Raw genomic sequence first — 26727 nt, forward strand, 5'->3', positions numbered from 1 at the left:
GCGCCACGGCCGCGGCGGCCCGGCATACCGCGCGCGGGGGCTGATGGGCGAGTATGGGGTCAGCAGCATCCCCCGCACCTCAGGAGCCCCCGTGTCCGACACCACCAGCACCCTGCCCCAGCGTCGCGAGCTGCGCACCGCGCTGCCGGGGCCCAAGTCCCAGGAGCTGGCTGCGCGCCGGTCCGCGGTCGTGTCCGCCGGCGTCAGCTCGACCCTGCCGGTCTACGTCCGGCGCGCCGGCGGCGGGGTCATCGAGGACGTCGACGGAAACCTGCTCATCGACCTCGGGTCCGGCATCGCCGTGACCAGCGTCGGCAACGCCGCGCCGCGCGTGGTCGAGGGCGTCACGCAGCAGGTCGCCGACTTCACGCACACCTGCTTCATGATCAGCCCCTACGAGGAGTACGTCGCCGTCTGCGAGGCCCTCGCCGAGCTGACCCCGGGCGACCACCCCAAGAAGTCGGCGCTGTTCAACTCCGGCGCCGAGGCCGTCGAGAACGCCGTGAAGGTGGCCCGCTACGCCACCGGGCGCAACGCCGTCGTCGCGGTCGACCACGCCTACCACGGGCGCACGAACCTGACCATGGCCCTGACCGCCAAGGCGATGCCCTACAAGAAGGGCTTCGGCCCGTTCGCCTCCGACATCTACCGGGTGCCGACGTCCTACCCCTTCCGCGACCCCGAGGGCATGACCGGCGAGCAGGCCGCCGCCCGGGCGATCCTCGCCGCCGAGAAGCAGGTCGGCGCCGACCAGGTCGCGGCGCTGATCATCGAGCCGGTCCAGGGCGAGGGCGGCTTCATCGTCCCGGCCCCGGGCTTCCTGCCGGCGCTGCAGAAGTGGTGCAACGACAACGGGATCGTCTTCATCTGCGATGAGGTGCAGACCGGGTTCGCCCGCACCGGCGCGTGGTTCGCCAGCGACCACGAGGGTGTCGTGCCCGACCTGGTCACCACCGCCAAGGGCATCGCCGGCGGCCTGCCGCTGGCCGCCGTGACCGGCCGCGCCGAGCTGATGGACAGCGTCCACGGCGGCGGGCTGGGCGGCACCTACGGGGGCAACCCGGTGGCCTGCGCCGGCGCGCTCGGCGCGATCGAGACGATGCGTGCCGAGGACCTGGTCGGGGCGGCCAAGCGGATCGAGGCCGTGGCCACCGAGCGGCTGCGCACGATCGCGGACAAGGTCCCGGCCATCGGCGACGTCCGCGGCCGCGGGGCGATGCTCGCCGTGGAGTTCGTCAAGCCGGGCACCACCGAGCCGGACGCGGAGCTGACCGCCCGGGTCGCCAAGGCCTGCCACGAGCAGGGCGTGGTCATCCTGACCTGTGGCACGTTCGGCAACATCATCCGGCTGCTCCCGCCGCTGGTGATCAGCGAGGAGCTGCTGCTCGAGGGCCTGCAGGTGCTCGAGGACGTGCTGCTGGCTGCCACCGCCTGAACGTCGTGACGCACGCGGCCCGGTCACCCTTGCGGGGTGGCCGGGCCGTTGCCGTGCATGCCGTGTGGTCGCCTCAGTTGGGGACGACGCTCACCTCGCCACGGCCCAGCGCGCGCACGCCTTCGGCGTAGCGGCCGGCGTCGCCGACCACGACGACGGTCCACTGCCCCGGCTGCACGTGGCGGCGGTAGGCCTCGCTGATCCGCTCCGCGTCCACCGTGGCCAGGTCGAGCAGGTTGGCCGTGGTGAAGTCGGTCGTCAGCCCCTCGAGGGCCATCGTGGCGGCCTCGTCGGCCACGGCGTCGGCGGTGGCGTAGCGACCCGGTGCGGTCTTGCCGATGAAGTCGACGCCGGCCCTGGCCTCCTCCTCGGTGAAGCCGTCCCGGCCGCCGTCGAGGATGCCCAGCAGCAGGTCCAGCGCCTCCACCGTGGAGTCGGCGCGCACCGACCCGCCGGTGAGGAACAGCCCGCCCTTGCGCCGCGGGCGGAAGCCGCAGCGGATGCCGTAGGTGAAGCCCTTCTCCTCCCGCAGCACCGCGTCGATGCGGGCGTTGGGCGAGCCACCGATGACGAAGCTGAGCACCGGAAACGGCGCCCAGCCGCCTTCCTCGCGGCGGTCCGGGCCGGCGCAGGCGATGGTGATCTCGGACTGCACCGCACCCGGCCGGTCGACGAACACGATGCGGCCGGCGTCCGCGGCACGGGCCGAGGCCACCGGCTCGGTGACTGCGGCCTGCCCGGACCAGCCACCCAGGGTGGCCGCCACCTCCGCGGCCACGTCGAGGCCGCTGAGGTCGCCGGTGACCACGAGGGTGCTGCCGCCGGGCGCCACGTGCGCGGCGTGGAAGGCGACGAGGTCCTCGCGGGTGATGCCCGAGACCGTCTCGCGGGTGCCGGCGCTGGGCAGCGCGGCCCGCTCTCCCGGCGCGAAGTAGGTGCGGACCAGCTCCAGCGCCGCCCGCTGGGTGGGGTTGGCGTGCTCCTGGTCGATCTCGGCCAGCCGGGTGCGCACGTGCCGGGTGACCTCGGCCTCGGGGAACACCGGCTCGCGGACGGCCTGGCTGAGCAGGTCCAGCGCATCGGACAGGTGCCGCTTGGACACCTCCAGCTCGACGGTCAGCCCCGCCTCGCCGGTGCCGGCGCCGAGGGCGATGCCCTTGCGCTCGAGCAGCTCGGCGAACTCCTCGGCCGAGTGCTGCTCGGTGCCCTCGTCGAGCGTGCGCGACAGGATCGTCGCCAGGCCCTCCTTGCCGCGCGGCTCCAGCGACAGCGGCAGCGGGACCGCCAGGCGCAGCGAGATGACGTACTGCCCCGGCACGTCGTAGGTGACGAGGTTCAGGCCGTTGTCCAGGGCGCTGCGCGAGGCCTCGGGGAACGCCCAGGGCTGGGGCGGCGTGACGGCCGGTCGGTCGGTCACGGAGGTCATGCGGCGGCTCCTTCGCGGTCCTGCTTGAGGTAGGCGACGACGACGCGGGACTCGGGGCGCAGCCACGTCGCCGCGACCTGCTGCACCTGCTCGGGGGTCACCTCGCCGAGGCGGTCGAGGAAGGTGTTGATGTAGCCCGGGGAGCCCTGGAGCATCGCCCGGTGGCTGATGTGGTCGGCCCGCTCCTCCTGGCTGGCGAGCGCGGAGAGCCACGCCCGTTCGGCCTGGGCCAGGGCGGACTCCATCTCGACCGGCGTCGGGCCCTGCTCACCGAGCCTGGCCAGCTCCTCGCAGACGGCCTGCTCGACGTCGTCGGGCTCGTGGCCCTCGACGACGTCGAGACCGATGAACCCCAGGGAGACGCCGTCGACGAAGCCCATCGCGTGGGCCCAGACGGCGTGGGCGACCTGCTCGCGGCGCACCAGGCGCTGGTGCAGCCGGGACGTGGCCAGCCCGCCGAGCACGTCCATGGCCAGCGAGGCGGCGAAGAACTCGGGGGTGTCGTCCACGGGCAGCCGGAAGGCGACGTGCAGGCGGTCGCTGGGCACGGCCTCGACGTGCTCGTCGCGGACCGGCTCGGTCAGCGGCTCCAGCGCGTCGACCGGACCGCGCGGCGGCTCGGCGCTGGCCGGCAGGTCACCGAAGTAGCGCTCGGCGGCGGCGAACCCCTCTTCGGCAGTGAGGTCCCCGACCAGGGTGAGCACGGTGTTGTTGGGGCCGTAGTAGCGCCGGAAGAAGGCATGCACGTCCTCCAGGCTGGCGGCGTCGAGGTCGTCCATCGACCCGATCGTGGCGTGGTGGTAGGGGTGGCCCTTGGGGAACACCGCCGCGTAGATGTCGATCAGCGCGTTGCCGTAGGGCACGTTGTCGTAGCGCTGGCGCTTCTCCTCCTTGACCACGTCGCGCTGGTTGTCGAGGTTGGCCTGGTTGACCGCGTCGAGCAGGTGCCCGTGCCGGTCGGCCTCCATCCACAGCGCCAGCTCGTAGGCCCCCTTGGGCACGGTCTCGAAGTAGTTGGTCCGGTCGAACCACGTCGTGGCGTTGAGCCGCCCACCCTCGGCCATCAGCCGGCTGAAGTGCTCACCGCTGGCGACGTTGCGCGAGCCCTGGAACATCAGGTGCTCGAAGAGGTGGGCGAACCCGGTGCGGCCCTCGACCTCGTGGCGGGAGCCCACGTTGACCCAGAGGTTGACCGTGACGTTGGGGACGGTGTGGTCCTCGCTGACGACGACGCGCAGGCCGTTGGCCAGCGTGCGTTCGGCGATCGGGTAGTCCAGCGGCATGGGCCCACCCTAGGTGATCGCCACCCGACCCCGAGCGGCCTCCGACGACGTAGTCCAGCCGCAGGTGGTCGCACCCGGCGCCGTCCCCGAGCGTGGTCCCGACACCGCATGCACCGTGGGACCGGAGGGACGATCATGGCTGTTTCCGTGGGACTGTCGAAGGCGCTCGACAAGGCGTGGGAGGACAAGTCCCTCGCGGACATCCTCGGCGCCCCCGTGTCCGCGCTGGCCGGGGTGACCGAGGCCGACGCCAAGAAGCTCGAGGAGGCGTTCGGCATCAAGACGGTGCGTGACCTCGGCTCCAACAAGTACTTCGCCACCGCTGGCGTGCTGGTCGCTCTGGCCAACCACACCGACTGACCCACCCCGGTATGCCGTGTGGCCGGCCCGGCCACACGGCATACCGGGTCCGGGTCAGGGGACGACGCGGTCGCGTCCGCGGGCCTGGGCGTCGCGCAGCGCCGCCTCGGCGTTGCGGTAGACGCTGGCGAGGTCCTCGCCGTCCGGGCCGAACTGCGCCACCCCCGCGCTGAAGGTGACGGGCACCGACCGCCCGTCCGTGCCCGTGAACGGGTTGGCCCGGCAACGCTCCAGGGTCCGGACGACGCGTCCGGCCGCGTCCTCGCGGCCGAGGCCGTAGAGGGCCACGGCGATGACCTGACCACCCCAGCGGGCGATGAGGTCGTCCGCCCGGAAGCTGCGGCGCAACAGCGCGGCGAGCCGCTCGAGCACCTCGTCCCCGACGGTGTGCCCGTGACGCTGGTTGATCTCCTCGAAGTCGTCGAGGTCGAGCAGGACGACCGACAGGGGCTCCCCGGAGCGGACCGCGTCGGTGCGCAGCCGGGCCAGCTCGCGGATGAACGTGCGCCGGTTGGCGAGCCCGGTCAGCGGGTCGGTCTCGGCCAGCAGGCGCTGCTGCCGCAGCCGCTCCAGCCGCCCGGAGACGCGGGCGAGCAGCTCGGCGGGGTCGACCGGCTTGGTGACGTAGTCGTCGGCGCCGGCGGCGAACACCTCCTCGACGGCAGCCTGCTGGTGGCTGCTCGTCAGCACGATCACCGGGGTGGACTCGAACCGCGGATCGGCCCGCAGCCGGCGGCACAGCTCGAACCCGGTCACCGACGGCATGTCCAGGTCGAGCAGCACCAGGTCGGGGGCGGTCTCCTCGATCGCGTCCCAGAACTGCAGGGGGTCGCCGACGGTCGTCACCGGGAGCCCGGCGTGGTCGAACAGGTGGGTCAGGACGTCCAGGATCACCGGGTCGTCGTCCACGGCCAGGACACGGTGACGGGACAGCTGCTGCCGTCGCACCGTGTCGACGACGACGTCGACCACCTGCGCCGGTGGCAGCGAGCGGGCGACCAGGCCGCCTGCTCCGGCAGCCCGGACCTCCTCGGCGTCCCGGGACTGCGGCTCGGGGGCCAGCACGAGCGCCCGCGCCTCGGGCAACAGGGACGCCACGTCCGCGAGCAGGCCGAGCGCGTCCTCGCCGGTGACCTCGGCGTCGACGAGGACGACGTCGAGGCGTCCCTGGCGAACGGCGTTCCGCGCCGATGTCACGTCGGTGGCCACGCGGCAGCGCAGCCCACGACCCTCCGCCTCCCGGGCGATCGCCTGCGCCTGCGCCGGGTCGCCGTGCGCCACGAGCAGCCGGCCCGACGCCCGCGTGGGCGCCGCCGGGCCGGGCGAGCTGGCCGGCTCCTCCAGCTCGCGGCGCAGGTTGGCCAGGTGCCGGGCCGCCGTGAGGGCCCGCGACGGAAGCTCCTCCGCAGGCCCGGCGAACATCCGCTCGAACTCGCGCGCGATCTCGGTGGCCCGGGGGAATCCGAACGTGCCGGCTGCCCCCGCGATCTGGTGCGCGGTGCGCTCGGCGGCCCGCTGCGCCTCGGCGTCGAGGTTGCGCTCGACGACGGCGTGCAGCGCCTCCTCGAGCCGGTCGACCTGGGCGAGCAGCCGTTCCCTGCTGCGCTCCCAGAGCTGCTGGATCATCTCCCGCTCGAGCACGGCCTCCCCCGAGGCAGAGCGGCCCGAATGGGTCATCGCGCGCCGGGACGGGTGTGGACGACCTTCATCGCGCGGCCCCCTCCTCGCACCAAGGCGCCGCGGGAACGGCGTCAGGGCGTCTCATCCTAGGTGGCTGCACCCCGGCGCGCAGGCGGACGTTGACCATTCCTTGACACAGGCCTGAACGTCCCATCGCCTGCGCCTTCCCGGGCCTCCCTAGGTTGGGTGGGGAGCCGGGAGCAGTCCGAACACGACGATGGGAAGGACTCATGAACACTTCGCGCAAGGTCTCCACCCGCACCGTCCTGGCCTCTGGCGCCCTGGCCCTGAGCTTCGCGATCGGCAGTGCTGGATCCGCGATGGCCGGGCCCATGGCACCCGAGCGCACGACCAGCTTCGGGCAGTCCGCCGCCACCCACGAGGTCGGCAGCAACGTCGAGCAGCACTACCGCACCCTCACCGCGGACCAGATCGCAGCGCGCCAGCAGCTGCGCACCGACATCGTCGCGCTGGTGAGCGCCATGCGCGCCGGTGACGAGGTGGCAGCGCAGGCCGCCCTGACCAAGGTCATGTCCGACATCAAGGCCGTGAAGGCCGCGGACGCCGCCGCGGCAGCCGCGAAGGACCCGAAGGACAGCCGCGACGAGCAGAAGGGCGACGACGACTCGACCGAGGCCCAGGACCCGGCGGACAGCCAGGACAGCAAAGACTCCACCGAAGCCCGACCGGTCGCGATGGTCGTGAAGAAGGACCGCGCCGCGGACCCGAAGCGGTCCACCGACTGGTCGGCCTCACGCCATGACGGGCAGGCCCACTCCGCGGCCTGGCACAACACCAAGAGCTGGTCCTCGGCGCACGACAGCCGGGACCGTCACGACGGTGACCACCGCGACCGCCGCGGGCGCCACGGGTCGCGGCACGGCGACCACCACCGCTCCGGACGCTGACGCAGGAGCGTCCGGCAGGCCGGCGAACGGGCGTCAGCACGTCGGCCACGCACGCGAGGGGGCGGGTCCCGTGGGACCCGCCCCCTCGCGTGCCCGCCCGCAGGCTGACGGGGTCGACGACAGGCGAGTCACGGCATACCGGGCCAAACCACTCACGCACCGCCCCGTCAGGGTCGATACTCGGGGACGTGCGCCGCCCGCCCCCGACCGCCATGATCCCGTTCGTCATCGTCGGGACGGTCGGGGTCGCTGCGCTGGCCGCCCCGCTGCACTCCCTCGACGGCCCGCACCTGGCGGTGGTGCTGGGGCTGCTGGTGGCGAACGTCGCCTACGGGGTCCGGGTCGCGCTGCGCACGGAGCCGAGCTGGCGCGACGGCGTGCCCCCGCTGGCGTTCTTCCTCGTCATCGCCGCCCTGCGCGACGGCACCGCCTCCGCGACCCCCACCGTGCCCCTGCTGGCCCTGCCGACCCTGTGGATCGCCCTCTACGGCACCCGCCGGCAGCTCGTCCTGGCCGGCGCGGCCACGATGGCCGTGCTGGTGGTGCCGATGGTGCTCGTCGGAGCCCCCCGCTACCCGCTGAGCGACTGGCGCCGGGCCGTCGTCTGGACGCTCATCGTCTTCCTCATCTGCCCGGTGATCCAGCGGGTCGTCAACCGCCTCGACGAGGAGCGCAGCCGACAGGAACGGGTCTCCACCCACCTCGACGGCGTGCTGCGCGCCGCCACCGAGCACGCCATCGTCGCCAGCGACCTCGAGGGCCGGATCACCTTCTTCAACGAGGGCGCGGAACGCATGCTCGGCTGGAAGGCCGAGGAGGTCGTGGGCCTGCGCACCCCCGAGGTGTGGCACGACCAGGCCGAGCTGGACCGGATCGCCCTCGAGGAGGGCGTCGACCGGGCCGAGGTCGTGGTCCACCGGGCCAAGCGGGAAGGCCGCGACACCCGCGAGTGGACCTACGTCAGCCGGGACGGGCACCGCTCCACGGTGCGACTCACCATCACCGGGATGTATGACGCGTCCGGCACCCTGGTGGGGTGGATGGGGGTTGCGGTCGACGTGACCGTCGAGCAGCAGGCGCTGCGCGCCCTGCGCGAGTCCGAGCAGCGGTGGCGCGCCCTGCTCGACCACCTGCCCGACACCGCGGTGATGGTCATCGGGCCGGACCTGCGGTTCCGGCTCGCCACCGGGCTCGGGCTGCAGCGCCAAGGCGTGGCCAACGCGCAGGGGCTGACCCTCGCCGACATCTCCTCACCCGAGAACGTCGCCCGGATCGAGCCGGTCCTGCGCGCAGCCCTGGGCGGTCGGGAGGGCCAGGTCGAGGTCCTGGCCACGCGCACCGGCCGGGTGCTGCAGATCGTCGGGACCCCGCTTCCCCCGCGTGACGACGAGCCCGAGGCCCTCGTCGTCGCCTGGGACGTCACCGAGGAGCGCGCCCGCGAGGAGTCCGAGCGCCGGGCCCGGCAGCTGTTCCAGCGGATCTTCGACGAGGCGCCCTACGGCGTCGCGCTCGTGGGCCTCGACGGCATCGTCCAGCAGGTCAACCCGGCCCTGTGCCAGATGCTGGGCACGCCGCGCGAGGACATGGTCGGGCGGCCGCTGGAGACGTTCCGCCCCCCGCACTCGGACGCCCCGCAGGGGATCATCCAGGTGCTGCTCGACAGCCCCGCGGGGCGGCTCGAGCTGGAGATGTACCTCCCCCGCCCCGACGGGCAGCTCGTGCGGGTCGCCATCGGAGGTGTCGTCCTGCGCGGACCGGACGGGGTGGCCGAGTCGGTGCTGTTCAACATCGTCGACATCTCCGAGCGGCACCGCTACGAGGAGCAGCTGAGCTACCTCGCCGACCACGACCCGCTGACCGGGTTGGCCAACCGCCGGCAGTTCGACGCCGCGCTGACCGCACACATGGAGCGCTGCCGCCGGACGGGACCGGCCGGAGCGCTCATGGTGCTCGACCTCGACCACTTCAAGCAGATCAACGACACCCTCGGTCACCTCGCCGGCGACCAGCTCATCATGGCCGCCGGTGCCGCCCTGCGGGCGCGGGCCGGCGGCAACGACCTGGTCGCCCGGCTCGGCGGCGACGAGTTCGCGCTGCTGCTGCCGGACGCGGACCGGGAGGGCGCCACGGCGCTGGCCCGCGACCTCGTGCAGCTGGTCCGGGACCAGGTGGGGGTGCGCTCCGGCGGCCGCGACCGGCGCGTGACCACCAGCATCGGCGTCGTGCTGGTCACCGACGCCGATACCTCCTCCAGCGAGCTGCTCAGCGCCGCCGACATGGCGATGTACGACGCCAAGGAGGAGGGGCGCGACGGCTTCTCCGTCTTCGGCGGTGTGGACGCCGAGCACCCCGGCACCGCCGGCCGGCTCGCCTGGGTCGACCGGCTCTCCGAGGCGCTCGAGACCGACCGCTTCGTGCTCCACGCGCAGCCGATCCTCGACCTGCGCAGCGGCCGGGTCAGTGGTGCCGAGCTGTTGGTGCGCATGCTCGACGAGGACGGCCAGCCGGTCAGCCCGGCCCAGTTCATCCCCGCTGCAGAACGCGCGGGGCTCATCCAGCAGCTCGACCGGTGGGTCCTGGACCGGGCGGTGGACGTGCTCAGCGACGCCCAGCACATCGACCCCACCTTCCGGGTCCAGGTCAACCTCTCCGGGCACTCGGTCGGCAACCAGATGGTCATCCACGACCTGCTGCGACACCTCAGCCAGCGGCCGTTCGACCCGCAGTGCCTGGTGCTCGAGATCACCGAGACGGTCGCGGTCGCCGACCTCGACTCGGCGGTGCAGTTCGGCCGGGACGTGCAGGCCATGGGCTTCCGCTTCGCCCTGGACGACTTCGGCGCCGGGTTCGGGTCCTTCAAGTACCTCAAGCACCTGGTCTTCGACTTCATCAAGGTCGACGGGGACTTCGTGGTCGACGCGCCCTCGAACCCCACCGACCGGCTGATCCTGGCCTCGATCGTCGGCCTGGCCCACGGGCTCGGCAAGGAGACGGTCGCCGAGTACGTCGAGGACGAGCAGGTGCTTCAGGTCGTGCGGAGCCTGGGCATCGACCACGCCCAGGGACACCACGTCGGGGAGCCGGAGCCGGTCGAGGACCTGCTGCGACGGCTCGCCCGCGGCGAGGCCTTCCCGGCGAAGGGCGTCAGGGCAGCCCGACCGTGACCGTCACACCCGGCAGCGGCACCGACAGGCCGCCGCCCGTGGTCGTGGGGCTCGGGGCGGGGGTGCCCGTCGTCGACGACGGCTTGGGCTTGTGCGTCCTCGTCGACGTCGGCTGCGGGGACGTCGTCCCCGTCGCGGACGTCGAGGTGGGGGACGACGAGGGGGCCGTCGGCGAGGAGGCGCTCGTGGGCGCGGTGCCCGGGGTGGGCGCGGTCGTGCCCGGGGTGGCGGAGGCCGACGGGCCGGTCGCCGACGGCGTCGGGACCTGCGTGATCGGCAGGGCGCTGGGCGAGGTCGACGGCAGGGCCGTCCGGGTGCTCTGGCGGGACACGCTCTGCAGGTCGCGGGGTGCGGCGGAGGTCGCCGCGTGCGACGGCCCGGTGGACTGCTCCTGCAACGGCAGGTGGGGCGCGACATACGTGCCGACGCGGACGGCGGCGTAGCCGACCACGGCGACGCCGAAGACGGCGCTGGACACATGGGTGAAGTTGGTGGGGCTGAAGCGCACGGAGTTCCTTTCCGGAGGTGACTCGGGAGGCGGCGTAGTGCTCAGACGGCGTCGAACGTCTCGTCGTGGACCTGCCGGGAGTCGACCCCCAGCTCGGAGAGGGCGTCGGTCACGTCCCGGGCCATCTGGGGCGGACCGCACAGGTAGTAGTCGAAGTCGTGGTGGTTCTCGGGCAGGTGGCGGTCGAGCAGGTCCACGTCGATGCGCCCGGTCGGGCCATGCCATCCCTCCTGCGGGCGGGTGACGACCTCGACGACGCGCAGCCGGATCCGCCGGGTCATGGCGGCCAGCTCCTCGCGGAAGAGCAGCTCCTGCTCACTCGGCGCTGCGACGAACAGCCAGTGCTCGCGCTCGTCGGCGACGCTGGCGAGGTGGCGCAGCACGCTCATCATCGGTGTGATCCCGACGCCCGCGGCGACCATGACCAGCCCACGGTCGGCGTGCTCGACCGGGGTGAACGCGCCGTGAGGTCCGTCGACCCACACCCGGTCCCCCACCGCCAGGTCACCGGCCGAGGAGGAGTAGTCGCCCAGGTCCTTGACCGTGAACTCCAGCTCGCCCCGGCGCCGCGGCGGGGAGGCGATCGTGAACGGGTGCTCCTCGAACCCGAACGGCGTCGCGCCGAAGCGCACGTAGGCGAACTGCCCGGGCTGGAACCGGGACAGCCCGCGGTGCCCCCACGCCTCGAGCACCACGGTCGAGACCGTGGGGCTCTCACGCCGCACCTCGCTGACGAGGTAGGGGTGGAGCAGGGCCCGCATGGGGCGCCAGACCCAGCGGCGCAGCGTGACGAAGAGGACCACCGCCGCGAGGAAGGCGAACCACTTGGAGAACAGCGGTGTGAGGACCAGGTGCTTGAGCAGCAGCACGTGCAGGCTGGAGCCGACCAGGACGGTCGTGCCCAGCACGACGTGCACGCCACGCCACGCCTCGTAGCGGGGACCGATCCAGCGGCGCAGCAGCGCCAGCACCACGAGCAGGAGCATCGCCAGCGTGGCGACGAACGCGGCCCTGGCCCGGCCGGGAGCCACCCGGACGTCGAGGAGGGCCAGGTTTCCCGGACGGATCATCATGACCGCGACCACGTGGGTCAGCACGAAGCCGAGGGTGGTGATCCCCACCAACCGGTGCACCCTCATCACCACGTCGATGCCCAGCCCGTTGGACAGGGCACGCACCCGCTTGGGCAGCACCCAGGTGACGACGAGGAGGGAGAGCGCGACCAGCCCGGAGGCCAGGGAGACCTCGTATGCCGCGTTGGCCCCTGCGGGGCGGTCGCTGCCGAGGGCCAGGCCGAGGGGAATGAGCACCACGGCGAAGTAGGCGACCGCCCAGGCCTGGCGGATCATGCTTCGCATCGCTCGACTTCCAAGGGTCGCGGACAGGACTTCCCCCCGTACCCCTGCCAGTGACCCGCCCGGGGGCCGGCCACTGAACCGACGACGATAGCCACCTGCTGCCGGGGACTCAAACCCGCGGGAGCGACGGGGACGCCAATGTCAACCCTCGTCCTGCCGAGGGGTTTGGTGGCATGGTGGTCCCGTGGCTGTGCAGTCGCCCGAGAGGGAGGGGCTGGCCGACGCCTCCCAGCCCGAGCCCCACACGCGTGACCGGCGCGACACGTGGGGTCCGCGCCGCCTGGTCGCGTCGATGGTGGTGCTGCTGGTCGTCTTCGTTGTCACGCACGTCTTCCTGGTACAAGGCTTCTTCATCCCGACGTCGTCGATGGAGCCCACCCTGCACGGCTGCAGCGCCTGTGACGGCGACCGCGTGCTGGTCGACAGGATGGCGGTCCGGACCGATGCCATCCATCGCGGCGACGTGATCGTCTTCCGCGACAGCAAGGGCTGGCTGCCGCACCCGAGCGACGCCTCGGCCCCGGTGGTGGAGTGGATGGAGCTGGCCGGTCTCGCCCCGGACGAGAGCGGGGAGAACCTCGTCAAGCGGGTCATCGGCCTCGACGGTGACCGGGTGGAGGCCCGCGGCGGCGTCCTCTACGTCAACGGTGTGCGCCTGCTCGAGCCCTACCTTCCGCCGGGCGTCCGTGCGAGCGCCACGGACTTCGCGGTCACAGTGCCGGACGACCACCTGTGGGTGATGGGCGACAACCGCGACGACTCGGCGGACAGCCGCAGCCACCTCAACGACCCGGGCGGGCCCTTCATCGCCGAGGCCGACGTCGTCGGCAAGGCGTTCGCGATCGTCTGGCCGCTGCGGCGCAGCGGCACGATCGACGCGCCGCCCACGTTCGACCAGGCCTCCCTCGCCCGACCCGACTGACCGCCGCCATGACCCTGCAGGGACCCCTGGCCGTCGAGGCGGCTGCGGCCGCGCTCTGGCGGGGCACCACACGAGGAGCCGGTCTGGTCGCACGGCGCCGGGTCCACCAGCCGCGCGACCTCACCGGGCGGCGCCTGCACTTCGCCGACGGCACCTCGGCCGTGGTCTACCGGGAGACCCGCCTCGAACGTCCTGCGCCGTCCCAGCCCACCGTGCTCGTGGTGGGGTTCCGGCTGCGGCTCGTGCGCGGACACGGCCACGCCGTCGTGCGGCCGGCGAGCGAGCTGACCACGCCCGTGTTCATCGGCTTCCCGGGGTTCGCCACCAAGCTCTGGCTGGCGCACGACGGCCACGGCCGCTACCGGGGCGTCTACGAGTGGGACGGGGCCGGGCCGGCCGAGGACTACGCCCGGACGCTGTGGCGGTTGCTCGCCCTGGTCAGCGTGCCGGGGTCCGTGGGCTACCACGTCCTGCCCGACGTGACCCGGGACGTCGCCCTCGACTTCCCCACCGCGGGTCCCCCCGCGTGGTGGCGGCCGGTGCTCGCTCCGGCGCTGTAGTCAGCGCCAGGTGAACGTCGCCAGCGCTCCCCCGGGCAGGGTGTAGGAGAAGCTGCGGCCGCCGACGCGCACCGCGAACGGGCGCGGGTCGTCGTTCTCGTTGTGCACGACCAGGGCGGTCGAGCCGTCCGGGTTGCGGAAGGCGACGTCCATGACCTGCCCGTTCCAGTCGGTCGAGCCGTAGGAGGTGCTCCCGACCCGCACCGCCCCCGGCCGCACGAACCGGCTGAGGTGACCGATCGTGTAGTACTCCGCGTTCGTCGTCACCGCCCCGTCCGGCGCCACCGTGAGCAGGCCCGAGCAGGTGCCGCAGCCGCCCAGGTGCGGCCCGCCGCTCGGGTCGAGCGCGATGTTCCACGTCACCACCGACTTCGCCCAGTTGCGGGTCGTGCCGATGGTGATGGTGCGGGCGTGCCAGGTCAGCGTGTCCCGGAAGACCTGCGCCGGCGGGTCGCTCGGGCCGTGGGAGCCGGAGCACTCGGTGAACCACACGCCCTTGTCGGGGTGCGCCTCGTGCATCGTCGTCATCGCGCTCGGGTCGCCCGCATAGCAGTGGTATGCCGTGCCGGCCACCCAGCGGGCGGCCGGGCTCGCGAGCACCTCGTAGGGGTAGTCGGTCTCGGGGCTCTCGTCCGGCGGGGTGTGCGCGATGTCGTCGGGGTGGGTGGCCCAGTTGTGGTCATAGGCCAGGATCTTCGTCCGCGGGCTGGCCCGGCGCAGCATCGGGCCGAGGGCCTCGATGACCTTGACCTCCTGGTGGACCGCCATGTCGGTGCCGGGGTAGCCGCTGGGGGTGCGGTTCTGCGGCTCGTTCTGCACGGTCAGGTAGTCGACCGGCACGCCCGCGGCGGCATACGCCCGGACGAAGCGCACGAGGTACTCCGCGTAGGCCCGGTAGTAGCGGGGGTCGTCCTTGAGCCGCCCGCCCACGAGGCTGCCCGTGGTCTTCATCCACGCGGGCGGGCTCCACGGGGTCGCCATCACGGTCAGGTGCGGGTTGAGCGCGCGGGCCCGGCGCAGCAGCGGCAGCACCTGGCGCTCGTCACGGGCGATCGAGAAGTGCCGCAGCCCGAAGTCGGTCTGGCCGGCCGGCACGTCGTCGTAGGTCCAGTGCTCCGCGGCGGCGGTGAAGTCCGAGGAGCCGACCGGCTGGCGCAGGAAGCTGATGCCGATGCCCTCGCGGGGGTCGAACAGGCTGCGCATCGCGGCCTCGCGGCGAGCCGGCGCGAGACCGGTGAGCACCGCGGCCGAGGAGTCGGTGATCGAGGCGCCGAACCCGTCCATCCGCTGCATCCGCGCACTCGGGTCGACGTCGAGGGTGACGCCGTCCGGTGTGGCGTCGGTGAAGGCGACCGGGGCCCGCTGGTGCATCAGCTCGGCGCGGTCGGGAGTGGTGACCCACACCTGCGCCTCACGGGGACCGGTGCCGCCGCTGTGGTCGAGCCCGGCCTGGGCGGTGGGCAGGCCCAGCAGGCTGGTGGCGGCGACCGCGGTGGCGGCGACCGCGGTGGCGGCAACGGCGAGGCGGAACGCGCTCACGAGGTCCTCCGGGCGGTGGTGAGGCCGAAGCCGAACGGGAAGAGCGGGTCGTCGTGCGGGTCGCCGCCCTTGACCGGCTCCTGGGCGACCGTGCGCGGCCAGCTGACCGGGAGCTTCCCGGTGAAGGGGCGCCGGCCGAGCAGGGTGTCGGCCACGCCCTCGCCCTCGCTGCCGGGCAGCCACGCGGCGACGACGGCGTCGGCCTCGCCGAGCTGCTGCGGGTCGAGGACCAGCGGGCGGCCGGACACCACGACCACGACGCACGACGCGGCGGCGGAGCAGACCCGGTCGACGGCGGCCTTGTCGGCGCCGGAGAGCTGCATGTCCTTCACCGGTCGGGGCACCCCGTGGTCGCCGGGGTCGTAGGCCCAGCGGGGCCCGCCGACGTCACCGAAGCCCTCGGCGTACGGCGTCTCCCCCACGACGACCACGCCCACGTCGTCGGGACCGACCGGCGCCGAGGCGTCCTGGCTCCACGTGACGTTGCCCGCGCCGGCGCCCTGTCGCAGGCCGTCGAGGATCGTGGTGCCCGGGATCGTGGCGCCCGAGCCGCCCTGCCAGGTCATCGTCCAGCCGCCGGCCTGGTTGCCGATGTCGTCGGCGTTGCTGCCCGCGACGTAGAGGTGGGCGCCGGGGCGCACCGGCAGGGTGCGGTGGTGGTTCGCGAGCAGCACCTGCGACTCGGCCACCGCCCGCCGGGCCACGGCGCGGTGGGCCGGGCCGCCGATGTCGGGCAGGTCGGTACGGTCGGTGAACGGGTGCTCGAACAGGCCGAGCTCGAACTTGGCGGTGAGGATCCGGGAGACCGCGTCGTCGATGCGGCTGGTCGGCACCCGCCCGGCGTGGACCTCGTCGAGCAGGGTGGTCTCGAAGCTCTGGTAGGCGTTGGGCTCCATCATCATGTCGATGCCGGCGTTGACGCCGGTGCGCACCTGGGTGGGCCAGTCCCCGGGCAGCTGGTGGATGCCCTCCCAGTCGCTGATGACGACACCGTGGAAGCCCATCGCGCCCTTGAGCACCCCGGTCAGCAGCTCGCGGTTACCGTGCATCTTGACCGGGTTGCCCACCCCGTCCTCGGTCCAGTCGACGCTGGAGTAGGAGGGCATGACGCTGCCGGCGTGGTGCTGCCGCACGGCCGGGACGTACTGCTGGAGGGCGTTGCGCCAGAACGACTTCCGGTCGGTGACCGCGACGCCCTGGTCGATCGGGTAGTCCCCGCTGCCGGTGCCGTACCGCGTGTCGCCGTCACCCGCGTAGTGCTTGACCGTAGCCAGCACCCGGTCCCGGTCGCCGAGGTGGCCGGGCGGGCCCTGCAGCCCGTCGATCGCGGTCTCCATCTGCTCGACCAGGCGGGGGTCCTCGCCGAACGACTCGTAGGTACGTCCCCACCGGTCGTCCCGAGCGGCGCACAGGCAGGGTGCGAACGCCCACTGCGGTCCGCTGGAGCGGGTCTCGGAGGCGGTGACGTGCTCGACCTCGCGGACCAGCGCCGGGTCCCGGGTGGCGCCCAGCCCGATGTTGTGGGGGAAGACCGTCGCGCCGAGCATGTTGCCGTCACCGTGCACCGAGTCGATGCCGTAGAGCAGCGGGATGTGCAGCCGGGTCGCGAGCGCCGCGCGCTGGAACCGGTCGACCATGTCCGCCCACGCGGTCGGGGTGTTCGGGGTGGGGGTCGACCCGCCGCCGGACAGGATGCTGCCGAGGTGCCACGTCGTGATCGGCGAGGTGTCGTCGGCCACCTGGTAGCGCTCGGTCTGGGTCATCTGCCCGACCTTCTCCTCCAGCGTCATCCGCGAGAGCAGGTCAGCCACGCGCCGCGGCACCGGCAGGCGGGAGTCCTCGTAAGGGAGGGGGTGCGAGGTCCCGCCCGCCGGCTGGGCCGTGGCCGGTGACGCAGTGCCGACCGCGGTGAGGGAGAGCGCGCTCGCGGCCACGGCGAGCACCACCGTCGTGGCGCGCAGGGAGGTGCGCACCGGTCGTCGTCCTGACATGGGGTCCCCTGTCCCGGGCCCCGGACGGGCCCTGCGTCGAAAGCGCTTTCACGCCTTTCGGAACGGTATGAACCCTTTGCCCCGGTTTCAACGACGGGCGCGTCAGGAGTTGGCAAAGCCCCGGTCACCATCGGTATGCCGCGCGGCCGGCCCGCGCGGCACACCGGGCCTGCAGCGGGCGCGTGACCCGGCGGGTGCGGGGGTACTGGGGTGACCAACAGCGCCCGCACCGCGCGGGCACACCCGTGGAGGTCACCGTGAAGACCGTCGTCATCATCGTCCTGGCTGTCGTGGTCGTCGTCGCCCTGCTGCTGGCGCTGCGACGGGCCACCGCCGCACGCCGCCTGGAGTCCCGACGCGAGGAGGCCGCGCAGCTTCGCGACCAGGCTGCCGAGCACGACCGCCTCGCCCGTGAACGCGAGGCCGGCGCCGCCGAGGCCGAGGCTGCCGCCGCCAAGGCGCGCGCCGAGGCCGCGGAGCGGGCCGCCCAGGCCGACCGCCTCGCTGCCGAGGCCGAGCGCCGCGGCGAGGGCGTGGCGCAGGCCCGCGACCTGCGCGACGAGCACCTGCGCCTCGCTGAGGACCGCGACCCCGACCTGCCCGCGCGCGACAACGGCTACCCGCAGCCCGGCGACGGTCGGGACGACCTCGAGGAGGAGGCCGCGTCCGAGGAGGAGGCCGGCCGGCACCGGACCCGTCCCTGACGCTCGTCGATCCCTACGACAGGTGGCGCCGGGCGGGGCACCCCCGCACCGGCGCCACCCGCCGGTACCGTGACGGCGTGACCGACGCCGCCTCCTCCCCCGCCCGGACGCCCGGGCCGCAGTGCCAGCCGACCATGGGCGGGCTCGCGCCCTGCGACAACTGCGGGGCGCCGATGCGCTGGGAGACCTCGCACCAGCGGTGCGACACCTGCGGGCACATCGTCCCGTGCTGCGAGGGCGTACCACTGGCCTGAGTCCCGGCGGCCCAGTCGGCGAGGCGACCGGCAAAACCCCCTGGATGGGCCCCAGGGGGCATACCGTGACCGCGTGTCGGAGAGCCCAGGTCCCCCAGCGGAGAGTCCCGTCGCGTTCGTCCTCGGCGGTGGCGGCGTCCTTGGTGCCGCCCAGGCGGGCAGCCTGCTCGCCCTGCTCCAGCACGGCATCACCCCCGACCTCGTCGTCGGCACCAGCGTCGGGGCCCTCAACGGCGCCTTCCTCAGCGCCGACCCGACCGTCGAGGGCATCGGTCGCCTGACGGAGGTCTGGCAGGGCATCACCAACAGCGACGTCCTCGGCGGCTCGGTGCTGCGCCGGGCGGCGACACTGGCCCGGCACGGCACCCACCTGCACTCCAACGCCCCGCTGCGGGCGATGGTGGAACGGCACCTTCCCGGAGCGCGCATCGAGGAACTGGCGGTGCCGTTCCAGTGCGTCGCGGCCTGCATCGAGACGGCCGAGGCGCACTGGTTCGACCACGGCCCCCTCGCGGACGCGGTCCTGGCCTCCTCCGCGGTCCCCGGGCTGCTGCCGCCAGTGCGCGTCGGCGACCGGCACTTCATCGACGGCGGCATCGTGCAGAGCGTGCCCGTCGCCCGGGCCGTGGCCCTGGGTGCCCGCACGGTCTACGTCCTGCACGTCGGCCGGATCGAACGACCGCTCAACGTGCCCCGCCGCCCCTGGGAGGTGGGCCTCGTCGCGTTCGAGGTCGCCCGCCGACACCAGTTCGTCTCGACCATGGCCTCGCTGCCCGACGGCGTGCGGGTGCACGTCCTGCCCAGCGGCGACGACCGCGCGCCGCTGGTCTCGGTGCGCTACCGCAGCACCTCGGGGGTGGCCGGGCGTATCGACCGGGCCCGCGAGGCGGCCGCGGGTTACCTGCGGACCGCAGTGGTCGGGGAGGGCTGAGGGGTGCCGCCACGCTGGCTCCGCCGGGCGCTGCTCCCGCTGACGACCCTCCTCGTGGTCGCCGTGCTGGCCCTCCTGCTCCTGGTCGCCGGGGTCGCCGCTGTGCTCCGGCCGCTGACCCCACGCCACCGGGTGCTGAGAGCGGCCCGGTTCGGCGCGGCATACCTCGTGGTGGACCTGCGCATCCTGTTCTCCTGCCTGCGGTTGTGGCTGCAGGCGCCGGTCGCGGCGCGGCGCGACGCGGCCGGCTGGGCCGACGCCCACTGGGCGCTGCTCGAGTCAGCGTTGCGGGACGCTCTCCGGGCCGGCGAGCGGCACTTCGGGTTCCGGGTCGTGGTCGACGAACCGGCCAGGCGCGACGTCGCCACTGTCCCCGTTGATGAACCCCTGCTGGTGCTGGCGCGGCATGCCGGCCCCGGGGACTCCTTCGCCATCGCGCACCTGCTGATGACGGAGTACCACCGCCGCCCGCGCATCGTGCTGAAGGACAAGCTGCAGCTGGACCCCGCGCTGGACGTCCTGCTCAACCGGCTCTCGTGCTGCTTCATCCCCTCGCGCAGCGGCGCCGGGGAGGACCTCCCCGCACGTCTGGGCCGGCTCGCCGCGGACCTGGCCGGGCCCGAGGCGCTCCTGATCTTCCCCGAGGGCGGCAACTGGACCCCACGGCGACGTCGCCGCGCGATCCGGCGACTGCGTCGGCGCGGCCACGTCGCCGAGGCAGCCCGGGCCAGGCGGATGGAGCACGTCATGCCGCCGCGCCCGGCGGGGGTCCTGGCCTGCCTGGACGCCCGCCCGGACATGGACGTCATCGTCGCCGCCCACGCCGGCCTGGACCGGCTCGTCAGCCCCTCGCAGGTCTGGCGGGCGCTCCCCCTCGTGGTGCCCATGCGGTTGCGGTGGTGGCACGTCCCGTCCACCGCCGTTCCGCGCGACGAGGACGCGCGGACCCGGTGGCTCATCGACGAATGGGCCAAGGTGGACGCCTGGGTCGAGGCGCGACCCGACGGGAGCGTCGTCGACCCCTCCACCGGCGCCGGCCTGCCGACGACCGGGAGCGCCGGCCCGGGTGACGTCGCCGGCGAGCTCGTCTGAGTCGGACACAGCTCAGGTTGGTGCGACCCGGCCGAGCGCCGGGGCGGCCTGGCCGGACCGCCAGTGCGCCGGGGCCGCCCCGAAGGCGCGCTTGAACGCCCGGCTGAAGGCCTCCTCGGACCGGTAGCCGACCCGGCCGGCGACCTCGGCGACCCCCAGCCCGGTCGTGCGGAGCAGACCCGAGGCCAGGTTCAGCCGCCACTGGGTGAGGTACCTGATCGGCGGGTGGCCCAGCAGCTGGTGGAAGCGGTCCAGCAGGACCGTCCGCGAGACCGCCACGGAGCGGGACAGCTCACCCACGGACCAGTCGCGGGCCGGGTCCGCGTGGAGCAGCGACAGCGCCCGGCCCACGACCGGGTCGCGCAGGGCGGCCAGCCAGCCGGTCAGCTCCGCCTGCCGCTGCTCGTGCAGGTAGAGCCGCAGCACCTCGGAGAAGAGCAGCTCCGGCAGCCGGCGATCCGCGCCGGAGCCGCCCCCTGACGGTTGCGCCGAGGCCAGCGCGAAGTCGATGCTCGCGCGCACCCAGTCCGCGGCGGGCCCCGGTGGCGGGTGGACGACGAACAGCGGCGGGAGGGCGCGCAGCACCGGGTCGAACAGGACCGCGTCCCCGCGCAGGTAGCCGCAGACGACCTGCGTGCGCTCCCCGGTGCCGCCGTGCTCGATCCGGGGGAACTCGGTCCACGGGATGGGCGGCAGCAGCGTGGTGATCGGCACGGGGTCGGCGGCCTCGCGGGAGCCCCAGGCGTTCCTGTCGCCGTAGGGCATCACCACGACGTCCCCGGCCGAGACCTCGCGCGCCGCCCCGTCCCCCACCGAGATCCAGCAGCTGCCCTCGGCGATGACGTGGAACATCACCAGGCTCCCGGGGCCGGGCGGGAGCGCCCCGGTCAGCTCGGCCGCGGGCGGGGAGGTGTAGGCCCACGGCGCCCGGAAGTCGGAGCGGAAGAAGATCGCGCCGTTGAGCCGGACGAGGTCGAGCACCTGGCGCACGACGTCGAACGGGTCGCCCGCGGCAGCCGCCGGGGGCAGATCCGGACTCCCGGTCACCGGCGGCGGCGTCCGGGTCATGGGCCTGGCCATCCCATCTCCCGATAGTAGGAGACAGGCCGCCAGCCCGGCGGACCGCGGCGGGGCACTCGCACTCCCCCACCGCCGTGCCCCACGAGAAGGAACCACCGCATGGCACTGTTTCTGGACATCCACACCATCGAGGGCGTCACGGCCGAGGCTGCCGCCCAGGCCCACGCGGCCGACCTGCGCACGCAGGACCGGTACGGCGTGAGCTACCAGCGGTACTGGGTCGACGAGGACAAGGGCCAGGTCTTCTGCCTGGTCGAGGCCCCGAACGCCGACGCCGCCCGCGCCGTGCACCACGAGGCGCACGGCCTGGTCGCCGAGGCGATCCACCCGGTCATCGAGGGCGCCTGACCCGGTGGACCCCCACCGGAGCGCCGGGCACGGACCGCCTGCCCCGCCGTTTCGACGCGACGACGGCCCGGACCTCATGGTCCGGGCCGTCGTCGTCCGCGGTATGCCGGGTGGCTGCCCGGCTACTGCCGCGCCGTCAGCGCGTCCGTCAGGAGCGTGACGAGCGCCTCGAGCTGCACGTCGGCCGAGGACGAGACCTCCTCGTCCGACCCGTCGAGCGCGCGGGCGGCGAGGCCGGCCTTGCTGTCGATGAGCTGGGCGATCCGGGGGTCGATGGTCTGAGCGGCGATGATCCGCCAGGCCGTGACCGGGTCGCCCTGCCCGATGCGGTGCACCCGGTCGATCGCCTGCGTCTGCTCCGCCGCGGTCCAGGACAGCTCGGCGAGCACGACGTTGGAGGCGACCTGCAGGTTGAGGCCCACCCCCGCCGCGGTCAGCGAGCAGACCACGACGGCGACGTCGGGGTCCTGCACGAACGCGTCGATGTTGGCCTGCCGCGCCTTGGCGGACTGCTCGCCGCGGATCGAGGCGTAGCGCAGACCCCGCTTGGCGAAGGTCTCCTCGGCGGCGTCCATGACGTCGATGTGCTTGGCGAAGAAGACGACCTTGCCGACGCTGCGTGCCAGCTGCGCGGCGTAGTCGGCCGCCAGCCCGGCCTTGGCCTGGCCGATGCGGCGCATGACGCCGAAGACGTTCTCCCCGGTCTTGGCCGAGCCGGACTCCTCGCGCTCCCAGCCCGCGACCCGGCGTACGAGGTCGTGGTCGATGCCCTCGACGACGGCACCGGAGGTGCGGGCGGCGAGGGCACTGTCGTAGCGCGCCACCAGGCGGCGGGCGAGCTCCTGCTCGGCGGCGCGGATCGAGCGGCCGGCCTCGTCGTCGAGCTCGACCGGCAGGTCGGCGATGCGGCGCGCCGGGATGTCGGCAGCCACGTCGACCTTGCGCCGGCGGACGATGCCGAGGTCGATCACGCTGGCCCGGGCCGCGGGGTAGAACGCGGGGTCGGCCGGCGACCAGCCGTTCTCCTCCAGCGCGGCCATGAGCCGGGGCCGGGGCTTCTTGTCGTCGATCCAGCCGAGGAACTGCCAGATCGCCTTGAAGTCCTCGATGTCGTTGATCAGCGGGGTGCCGGTCAGGGCCATGAGCAGGGGGTTCAGCGCGCGGGCGCGGATGCGCTCGGAGAGCTGGAGCACGTGCTGCGAGCGCTGCGAGGTCTTGTTCTTGATGAAGTGGGCCTCGTCGACCACCATGCCGCGGAAGCCGAGGTCACCCAGCCACCCGACGTGGCGGTCGAGGACCTCGTAGTTGACCACGACGATGTCGGCGAAGCCGTCGATGGTCTCGCCGTCACCGTGGATCACCGTGGCGGGGTGTCCCGGGGTCCACATCTCGGCCTCACGGGCCCAGTTGGCCTTGACGACGTTGGGCACGACGACGAGCAGCGGGAAGGCGTCCGCGGCCTGGGCCGCGAGCAGCGCCTGGGCGGTCTTGCCCAGACCGGGCTCGTCGGCCAGCAGGAAGGTCCGGTGGCCGGCCGCGGCGGCCGCGACCAGCTCGGCCTGGTGGTGCATGAGCTCCAGGCCGTGCGGCGCCTTCAGCGAGGTCGGCGCGGGCAGGTCCATGCACGAGGAGTCCCCGCCCTCCTCGAAGGAGCGGAACAGCGGCCCGAGCAGCTCCCAGGTGGAGAGGCGACCGGTCACCCGCTGGTGCTGGACCGCGGCGGCGGAGAAGTCCGGGGCGAGGAAGGGGTTGGCCAGCTGGCGGGAGATGACCGACTGCGGCACCACCTGTCGCTTGGCCGGGGCCGCGGCCGGCTCGGCCTCGGTGGCGGGGGGCTCCTCGGCGACCGGCTCGATACCGGCATCCAGCAGCATCTCCCGGCGCAGCGACGTGGCCGCGTCGGAGATGACCGCGTCCTCGGCCAGCAGGGACAGCAGCGAGGTGTCCCGCGCGGTGGTCTTGGCCAGGATCGTGGCGATGCCGTCGAGGCGCTTGAGCTGCTCGGTGCGCTGGGACTCGCTGATCGTCCCGTCACCCTTGAGCCGGGCCCGCTCCTCGCGGACGAGCAGGGCGACGACCTGGAACTTCGTCCGGGCCGACGGGCCGACCCGACCGCGCTGGGCCCGGGCCTCGACCTCGCGGACCGCGCGGGCCATCACCGGGATCAGGCCGGCCTCGCCCAGGTCGCGGGCACGCCGCTGCCGCTGGTTGCGCGGGGCCGTCCGGGTGGCACCGGACTGGTGACGGGCTGGTCGAGCCAAGTAACTGCTCTCCTCTGAGATGGCGACGGCAAGGGCGAGGCGGCGGCGAGGCCACCCCTGGACACGGCAGCTCACCGGCCGGGGACGACGGCCGATCGGGCCGGGAGGCCTGAGCGGCCCCGCGACGCGGCCCGGCTCCTGGACCTGCGAGAGATCGACGTGCCCGCCCCAGACGGCCCGCCCACGGTGTGGAACCTCCCACCGGCCAGAGACCGCCGACTGCCGAGCTGTGGTCGTCCAGGAGGTGGTGCGGCACCGAGACCGGTACCGCTCCGATGATAACGCCCGCCACCGGGCTGCCGCGACGGCGGCACTCCGGTGGCGGGCGCGGGTCCGTCAGGAGAGGAAACCCTCGAGCGATCGGCGGATCCCTGCCGCGTCCAGCCCGTGCGCCGCCTGGTGCTCGGACGGCGTCCCGTAGCGACGCAGCTCGGTGCGCCCGACGCCGAGCGCGAGCACCCGGTGGGGCAGGTCCGTCAGCGCCTCCGACACCACCCGGGTCGACGTGCCGGCGAGGTACGGCTCCACCAGCACGACGTCGGGCGCGTCCAGCGAGCGGCGCAGCCCGGCTCGGTCGAACGGTCGCACGGTGCTGGCGTAGAGCACGCTCACGTCCAGCCCGGCGGTGGCCTCCAGCACGGGGTCGAGCACCGGCCCGACCGCGACGACGGTGGCGCGGGACCCGTGCCGGATCGGGAGGAACGCCCCGGGGCGCACCGGGTGGGCCCGGGAGTTCTGTGCCTCCGTGACCCGGATGTAGTCGCGCCCCGACCCGGCCACCGCCTGCCGCAACGCGTCGGCGACCTCGTCGGCGTGCCCGGGCACGTGGATCCGCCAGTCCGGGAGGGTGTCCATCAGGGCGACGTCGCCGGGCGCCTGGTGGGTGCGCCCGCCTGCGGAGATGTCGTACGAGCCGCCCGAGGACACGAGCACCCCGCCGACGTCCTGGTGGTTGAAGCCGAGCTTGACCTGCTCGAACGCGCGCTCGACCAGGAACGACGCGAACGTGTGGGCGATCGGGCGAAGGCCCGCGAGCGCCATACCGGCCGCGGCGCTGACGAGGAGCTGCTCGCGGATCCCGACGTTGACGATGCGGTCGGGCAGACGGTGCTCGGCCTCGGCGAAGTACTGCCCGGAGATCTCGGCGTAGAGCAGGGCCGTGTCCGCGCGGGACTCGACGAGCTCCACGGCGGTGCGGGCGAAGGTGACCCGGGTGTCGCTCATGACCACTTCTCCTCGACCTCGGCGATGACGACGGACGGACCGGCGCCGCGGGTGAGCAGCGCCTGTTCGATCCGGTCGTGGTCGCGGCCGTCGACCACCGTGGTCTCCCACCCCTCCACGCAGAAACGCCGGGACAGGTGCCCCCGCTCGCGGTACGACGCCGAGGCGTTGTCGACCACGACGAGCGTGAGGTTGGTGAGCCCGCGCGCGACGGCGAGCTCGATCGCCTCCTGGTTGCTGCCCTCGTCGAGCTCGGCGTCGCCGACCAGCACGTAGACGTGGGCGTCGCGGCCCTGCGCCCGCAGCCCCAGGGCGACGCCCACGGCGATCGGAAGGCCGTGCCCCAGCGAGCCGCTGGACAGCTCGACGCCGGGGACGAGGACCCGGTCGGGGTGGTGGCCCAACGCCGAGTCGAACGAGCCCCAGCCGGGCAGCCAGGACTCGGGGAAGAAGCCCCTGGCCGCCAGCGTGGCGTAGTACGCCATCGGACCGTGCCCCTTGGACAGGAGGAACCGGTCGCGGTCGGGGTCGTCGGGGCGTGCCGGGTCGACGCGCAGGACGCGTTCGTAGAGCACCCAGACGACGTCAAGGGTGGAGGTGGCGGCGTTGCTGTGCTTCTCATCCCCCGTCATGAGGGACATGAGCCGGGGGAGGTCGGCGTACCCGAGGTCCCGGTCGGTCGCGGTCGTGGTCATGCAGGGAGCATCTGATGTGAAGTTGACTTGACGTCAAACGGTGGCCCTATGGCGTCGCCGGTTCGCACCGGTCAGCGGCCGAGGAGTCACCCGGGGCAGCGAGGGCCAGCACCGGCGCGATGTCGAACCGGCGGGTGCCTCCGCGGGCGCTGGAGTAGGTGATGGACAGTCCCGCAGCGCACGCGGTGTCAGCCGGCCCGGCGGGCCGACGCACCTGCACCAAGAGCTCGGTGGGCTCGGCGGCGGCGCCGCAGCGGGTGGCCACGGCATGCCGGTCGGGGTCGAAACCGTTGGACCTCAGGCCGCCCGGCCCGGCGCCGAAGAAGTCCGGATGGCTGCTGCTGCGTGTCGCGGTGGCGAAGCCGGTCACCCTGAAGCCGTTGACCGGGCGGGTGGGGCGCACCGCGAGGATCTGGACGGGGGCATCTCCGTCGACGCAGAGGTTGACCCCGCCGAACACGTAGTCCGTGTCCGCCCTAGTGGCGTTCAGGGCGGCCCCGAAGCTGATGGTGTCGGTCCCCCCGGCACCGAGCAGCGCGGGCCCGTGGGTGGCAACCCGTATGCCGAGGACGGCAGCCGCGATGCCGACCACGGCAACCCCGACCAGCAGTCCGCGGCGGCGCCGCCCGGCGCCGGGCGCGCTCGGCTCAGGACCCATGCGGCCCGACCTCCCGCACCTGGCCGACGACGCCGGTCGATCCGGCGAGCAGCAGCGCCGCGGCGGGCAGGACATACACACCCACGAAGATGGTGACGAGCTCCGCGCCGGCCAGCAGGAACAGCGTCGCGCTCGCGACGACCGCTGCCACTGCCAGCCTGCGGCTGTGCCGTCGCCGGGCCAGCAGCGCCAGCACGGTTGCCGCCACGGCGAGGACCAGCGCGACCAGGCACATCGCGAGCGGGGTGCGGCTCATCGGCCCACCCCCGCAGCCCGTCCCCCGGGCGCCCCCACACCGGTCATGGACAGGACTGTGCCAGAGGTGTGCCGGGTGGCGCCGGAACTT

At 73.6% G+C, this 26727-nt stretch carries 24 protein-coding genes; 11 read left to right on the forward strand and 13 right to left on the reverse strand.

Annotated features, from left to right (window positions below):
• The first annotated feature begins 91 nt into the window (after positions 1-91).
• A complete protein-coding gene (gene gabT / locus FB474_RS13810) occupies positions 92-1435 on the forward strand; it encodes a 4-aminobutyrate--2-oxoglutarate transaminase (RefSeq protein ID WP_246092184.1) in 1344 nt (447 codons plus the stop codon).
• 73 nt (positions 1436-1508) lie between these two features.
• On the opposite strand, the gene FB474_RS13815 is transcribed toward gabT, so the two are convergent.
• Entirely contained in the window at positions 1509-2861 is a 1353-nt protein-coding gene (locus FB474_RS13815; protein ID WP_141789176.1) for a M16 family metallopeptidase, read from the reverse strand.
• Positions 2858-4144, reverse strand: coding sequence for a M16 family metallopeptidase (locus FB474_RS13820; protein ID WP_141789177.1), 1287 nt, complete (start codon positions 4142-4144; stop codon positions 2858-2860). The genes FB474_RS13815 and FB474_RS13820 overlap by 4 nt, the downstream gene beginning before the upstream one ends.
• A gap of 135 nt (positions 4145-4279) precedes the next feature.
• On the opposite strand from FB474_RS13820, the gene FB474_RS13825 reads away from it, so the two are divergent.
• Positions 4280-4504 (forward strand): hypothetical protein, encoded by a 225-nt coding sequence (locus FB474_RS13825; RefSeq protein ID WP_141789178.1) that lies wholly within the window; start codon positions 4280-4282, stop codon positions 4502-4504.
• A 54-nt stretch (positions 4505-4558) separates the two neighbouring features.
• On the opposite strand, the gene FB474_RS13830 is transcribed toward FB474_RS13825, so the two are convergent.
• The gene (locus tag FB474_RS13830) at positions 4559-6145 is read right to left on the reverse strand and encodes a response regulator (RefSeq protein ID WP_185746168.1); all 1587 of its coding nucleotides are present in this window, start codon (positions 6143-6145) and stop codon (positions 4559-4561) included.
• Positions 6146-6414: 269 nt separating this feature from the next.
• Here FB474_RS13830 and FB474_RS13835 point away from each other — a divergent pair, with 269 nt between their 5' ends.
• Both FB474_RS13835 and FB474_RS13840 read left to right on the forward strand, forming a co-directional pair.
• Positions 6415-7092, forward strand: coding sequence for a hypothetical protein (locus FB474_RS13835; RefSeq protein WP_141789180.1), 678 nt, complete (start codon positions 6415-6417; stop codon positions 7090-7092).
• Between the two features lie 188 nt (positions 7093-7280).
• A complete protein-coding gene (locus FB474_RS13840; protein WP_141789181.1) occupies positions 7281-10256 on the forward strand; it encodes an EAL domain-containing protein in 2976 nt (991 codons plus the stop codon).
• On the opposite strand, the gene FB474_RS13845 is transcribed toward FB474_RS13840, so the two are convergent.
• Positions 10237-10764 (reverse strand): hypothetical protein, encoded by a 528-nt coding sequence (locus FB474_RS13845; protein WP_141789182.1) that lies wholly within the window; start codon positions 10762-10764, stop codon positions 10237-10239. The genes FB474_RS13840 and FB474_RS13845 overlap by 20 nt on opposite strands.
• A 41-nt stretch (positions 10765-10805) precedes the next feature.
• The gene (locus FB474_RS13850; protein ID WP_141789183.1) at positions 10806-12122 is read right to left on the reverse strand and encodes a ferredoxin reductase family protein; all 1317 of its coding nucleotides are present in this window, start codon (positions 12120-12122) and stop codon (positions 10806-10808) included.
• A gap of 184 nt (positions 12123-12306) precedes the next feature.
• Here FB474_RS13850 and lepB point away from each other — a divergent pair, with 184 nt between their 5' ends.
• Both lepB and FB474_RS13860 read left to right on the forward strand, forming a co-directional pair.
• Positions 12307-13044 carry a signal peptidase I gene (gene lepB / locus FB474_RS13855; protein WP_141789184.1) on the forward strand — a complete coding sequence of 246 codons (738 nt, stop codon included), beginning with the start codon at positions 12307-12309 and terminating at the stop codon, positions 13042-13044.
• 8 nt (positions 13045-13052) lie between these two features.
• Complete coding sequence (locus FB474_RS13860) at positions 13053-13604, forward strand: hypothetical protein (RefSeq protein WP_141789185.1); 552 nt, start codon at positions 13053-13055, stop codon at positions 13602-13604.
• On the opposite strand, the gene FB474_RS13865 is transcribed toward FB474_RS13860, so the two are convergent.
• Both FB474_RS13865 and FB474_RS13875 read right to left on the reverse strand, forming a co-directional pair.
• Positions 13605-15143 carry a glycoside hydrolase family 30 protein gene (locus tag FB474_RS13865; protein ID WP_221632536.1) on the reverse strand — a complete coding sequence of 513 codons (1539 nt, stop codon included), beginning with the start codon at positions 15141-15143 and terminating at the stop codon, positions 13605-13607.
• The gene (locus FB474_RS13875; protein WP_141789186.1) at positions 15140-17134 is read right to left on the reverse strand and encodes a glycoside hydrolase family 3 protein; all 1995 of its coding nucleotides are present in this window, start codon (positions 17132-17134) and stop codon (positions 15140-15142) included. The genes FB474_RS13865 and FB474_RS13875 overlap by 4 nt, the downstream gene beginning before the upstream one ends.
• Before the next feature lie 257 nt (positions 17135-17391).
• Here FB474_RS13875 and FB474_RS20810 point away from each other — a divergent pair, with 257 nt between their 5' ends.
• From FB474_RS20810 to FB474_RS13890, 4 genes are all read left to right on the forward strand, one after another.
• On the forward strand, positions 17392-17838 hold the full coding sequence (locus FB474_RS20810; protein WP_185746170.1) for a hypothetical protein: 447 nt from the start codon (positions 17392-17394) through the stop codon (positions 17836-17838).
• 77 nt (positions 17839-17915) lie between these two features.
• Positions 17916-18092: a hypothetical protein gene (locus FB474_RS20815; RefSeq protein WP_185746171.1), complete on the forward strand. Its 177-nt coding sequence runs from the start codon at positions 17916-17918 to the stop codon at positions 18090-18092.
• A gap of 73 nt (positions 18093-18165) precedes the next feature.
• The gene (locus tag FB474_RS13885) at positions 18166-19023 is read left to right on the forward strand and encodes a patatin-like phospholipase family protein (protein WP_141789187.1); all 858 of its coding nucleotides are present in this window, start codon (positions 18166-18168) and stop codon (positions 19021-19023) included.
• Positions 19024-19026: 3 nt separating this feature from the next.
• On the forward strand, positions 19027-20115 hold the full coding sequence (locus tag FB474_RS13890) for a 1-acyl-sn-glycerol-3-phosphate acyltransferase (protein ID WP_141789188.1): 1089 nt from the start codon (positions 19027-19029) through the stop codon (positions 20113-20115).
• 12 nt (positions 20116-20127) lie between these two features.
• Here the strand turns inward: FB474_RS13890 and FB474_RS13895 are convergent, their stop codons facing one another.
• Complete coding sequence (locus FB474_RS13895) at positions 20128-21183, reverse strand: AraC family transcriptional regulator (RefSeq protein ID WP_141789189.1); 1056 nt, start codon at positions 21181-21183, stop codon at positions 20128-20130.
• Positions 21184-21294: 111 nt separating this feature from the next.
• Here FB474_RS13895 and FB474_RS13900 point away from each other — a divergent pair, with 111 nt between their 5' ends.
• Positions 21295-21543, forward strand: coding sequence for a DUF4242 domain-containing protein (locus tag FB474_RS13900; RefSeq protein WP_141789190.1), 249 nt, complete (start codon positions 21295-21297; stop codon positions 21541-21543).
• Between the two features lie 122 nt (positions 21544-21665).
• Here FB474_RS13900 and FB474_RS13905 read toward each other — a convergent pair whose 3' ends face one another.
• From FB474_RS13905 to FB474_RS13925, 5 genes are all read right to left on the reverse strand, one after another.
• The gene (locus tag FB474_RS13905) at positions 21666-23804 is read right to left on the reverse strand and encodes a DEAD/DEAH box helicase (protein ID WP_141789191.1); all 2139 of its coding nucleotides are present in this window, start codon (positions 23802-23804) and stop codon (positions 21666-21668) included.
• A gap of 336 nt (positions 23805-24140) precedes the next feature.
• A complete protein-coding gene (locus FB474_RS13910; protein ID WP_141789192.1) occupies positions 24141-25028 on the reverse strand; it encodes a transketolase family protein in 888 nt (295 codons plus the stop codon).
• Positions 25025-25723 carry a thiamine pyrophosphate-dependent enzyme gene (locus FB474_RS13915; protein WP_141789193.1) on the reverse strand — a complete coding sequence of 233 codons (699 nt, stop codon included), beginning with the start codon at positions 25721-25723 and terminating at the stop codon, positions 25025-25027. Before FB474_RS13915 ends, FB474_RS13910 begins: the two co-directional genes overlap by 4 nt.
• Before the next feature lie 46 nt (positions 25724-25769).
• On the reverse strand, positions 25770-26381 hold the full coding sequence (locus tag FB474_RS13920; protein WP_141789194.1) for a hypothetical protein: 612 nt from the start codon (positions 26379-26381) through the stop codon (positions 25770-25772).
• Complete coding sequence (locus FB474_RS13925) at positions 26371-26637, reverse strand: hypothetical protein (protein WP_141789195.1); 267 nt, start codon at positions 26635-26637, stop codon at positions 26371-26373. The genes FB474_RS13920 and FB474_RS13925 overlap by 11 nt, the downstream gene beginning before the upstream one ends.
• Between the last annotated feature and the right edge of the window lie 90 nt (positions 26638-26727).

It is taken from the genome of Oryzihumus leptocrescens (assembly GCF_006716205.1).
GTDB classification, from domain to species: Bacteria; Actinomycetota; Actinomycetes; order Actinomycetales; family Dermatophilaceae; genus Oryzihumus; species Oryzihumus leptocrescens.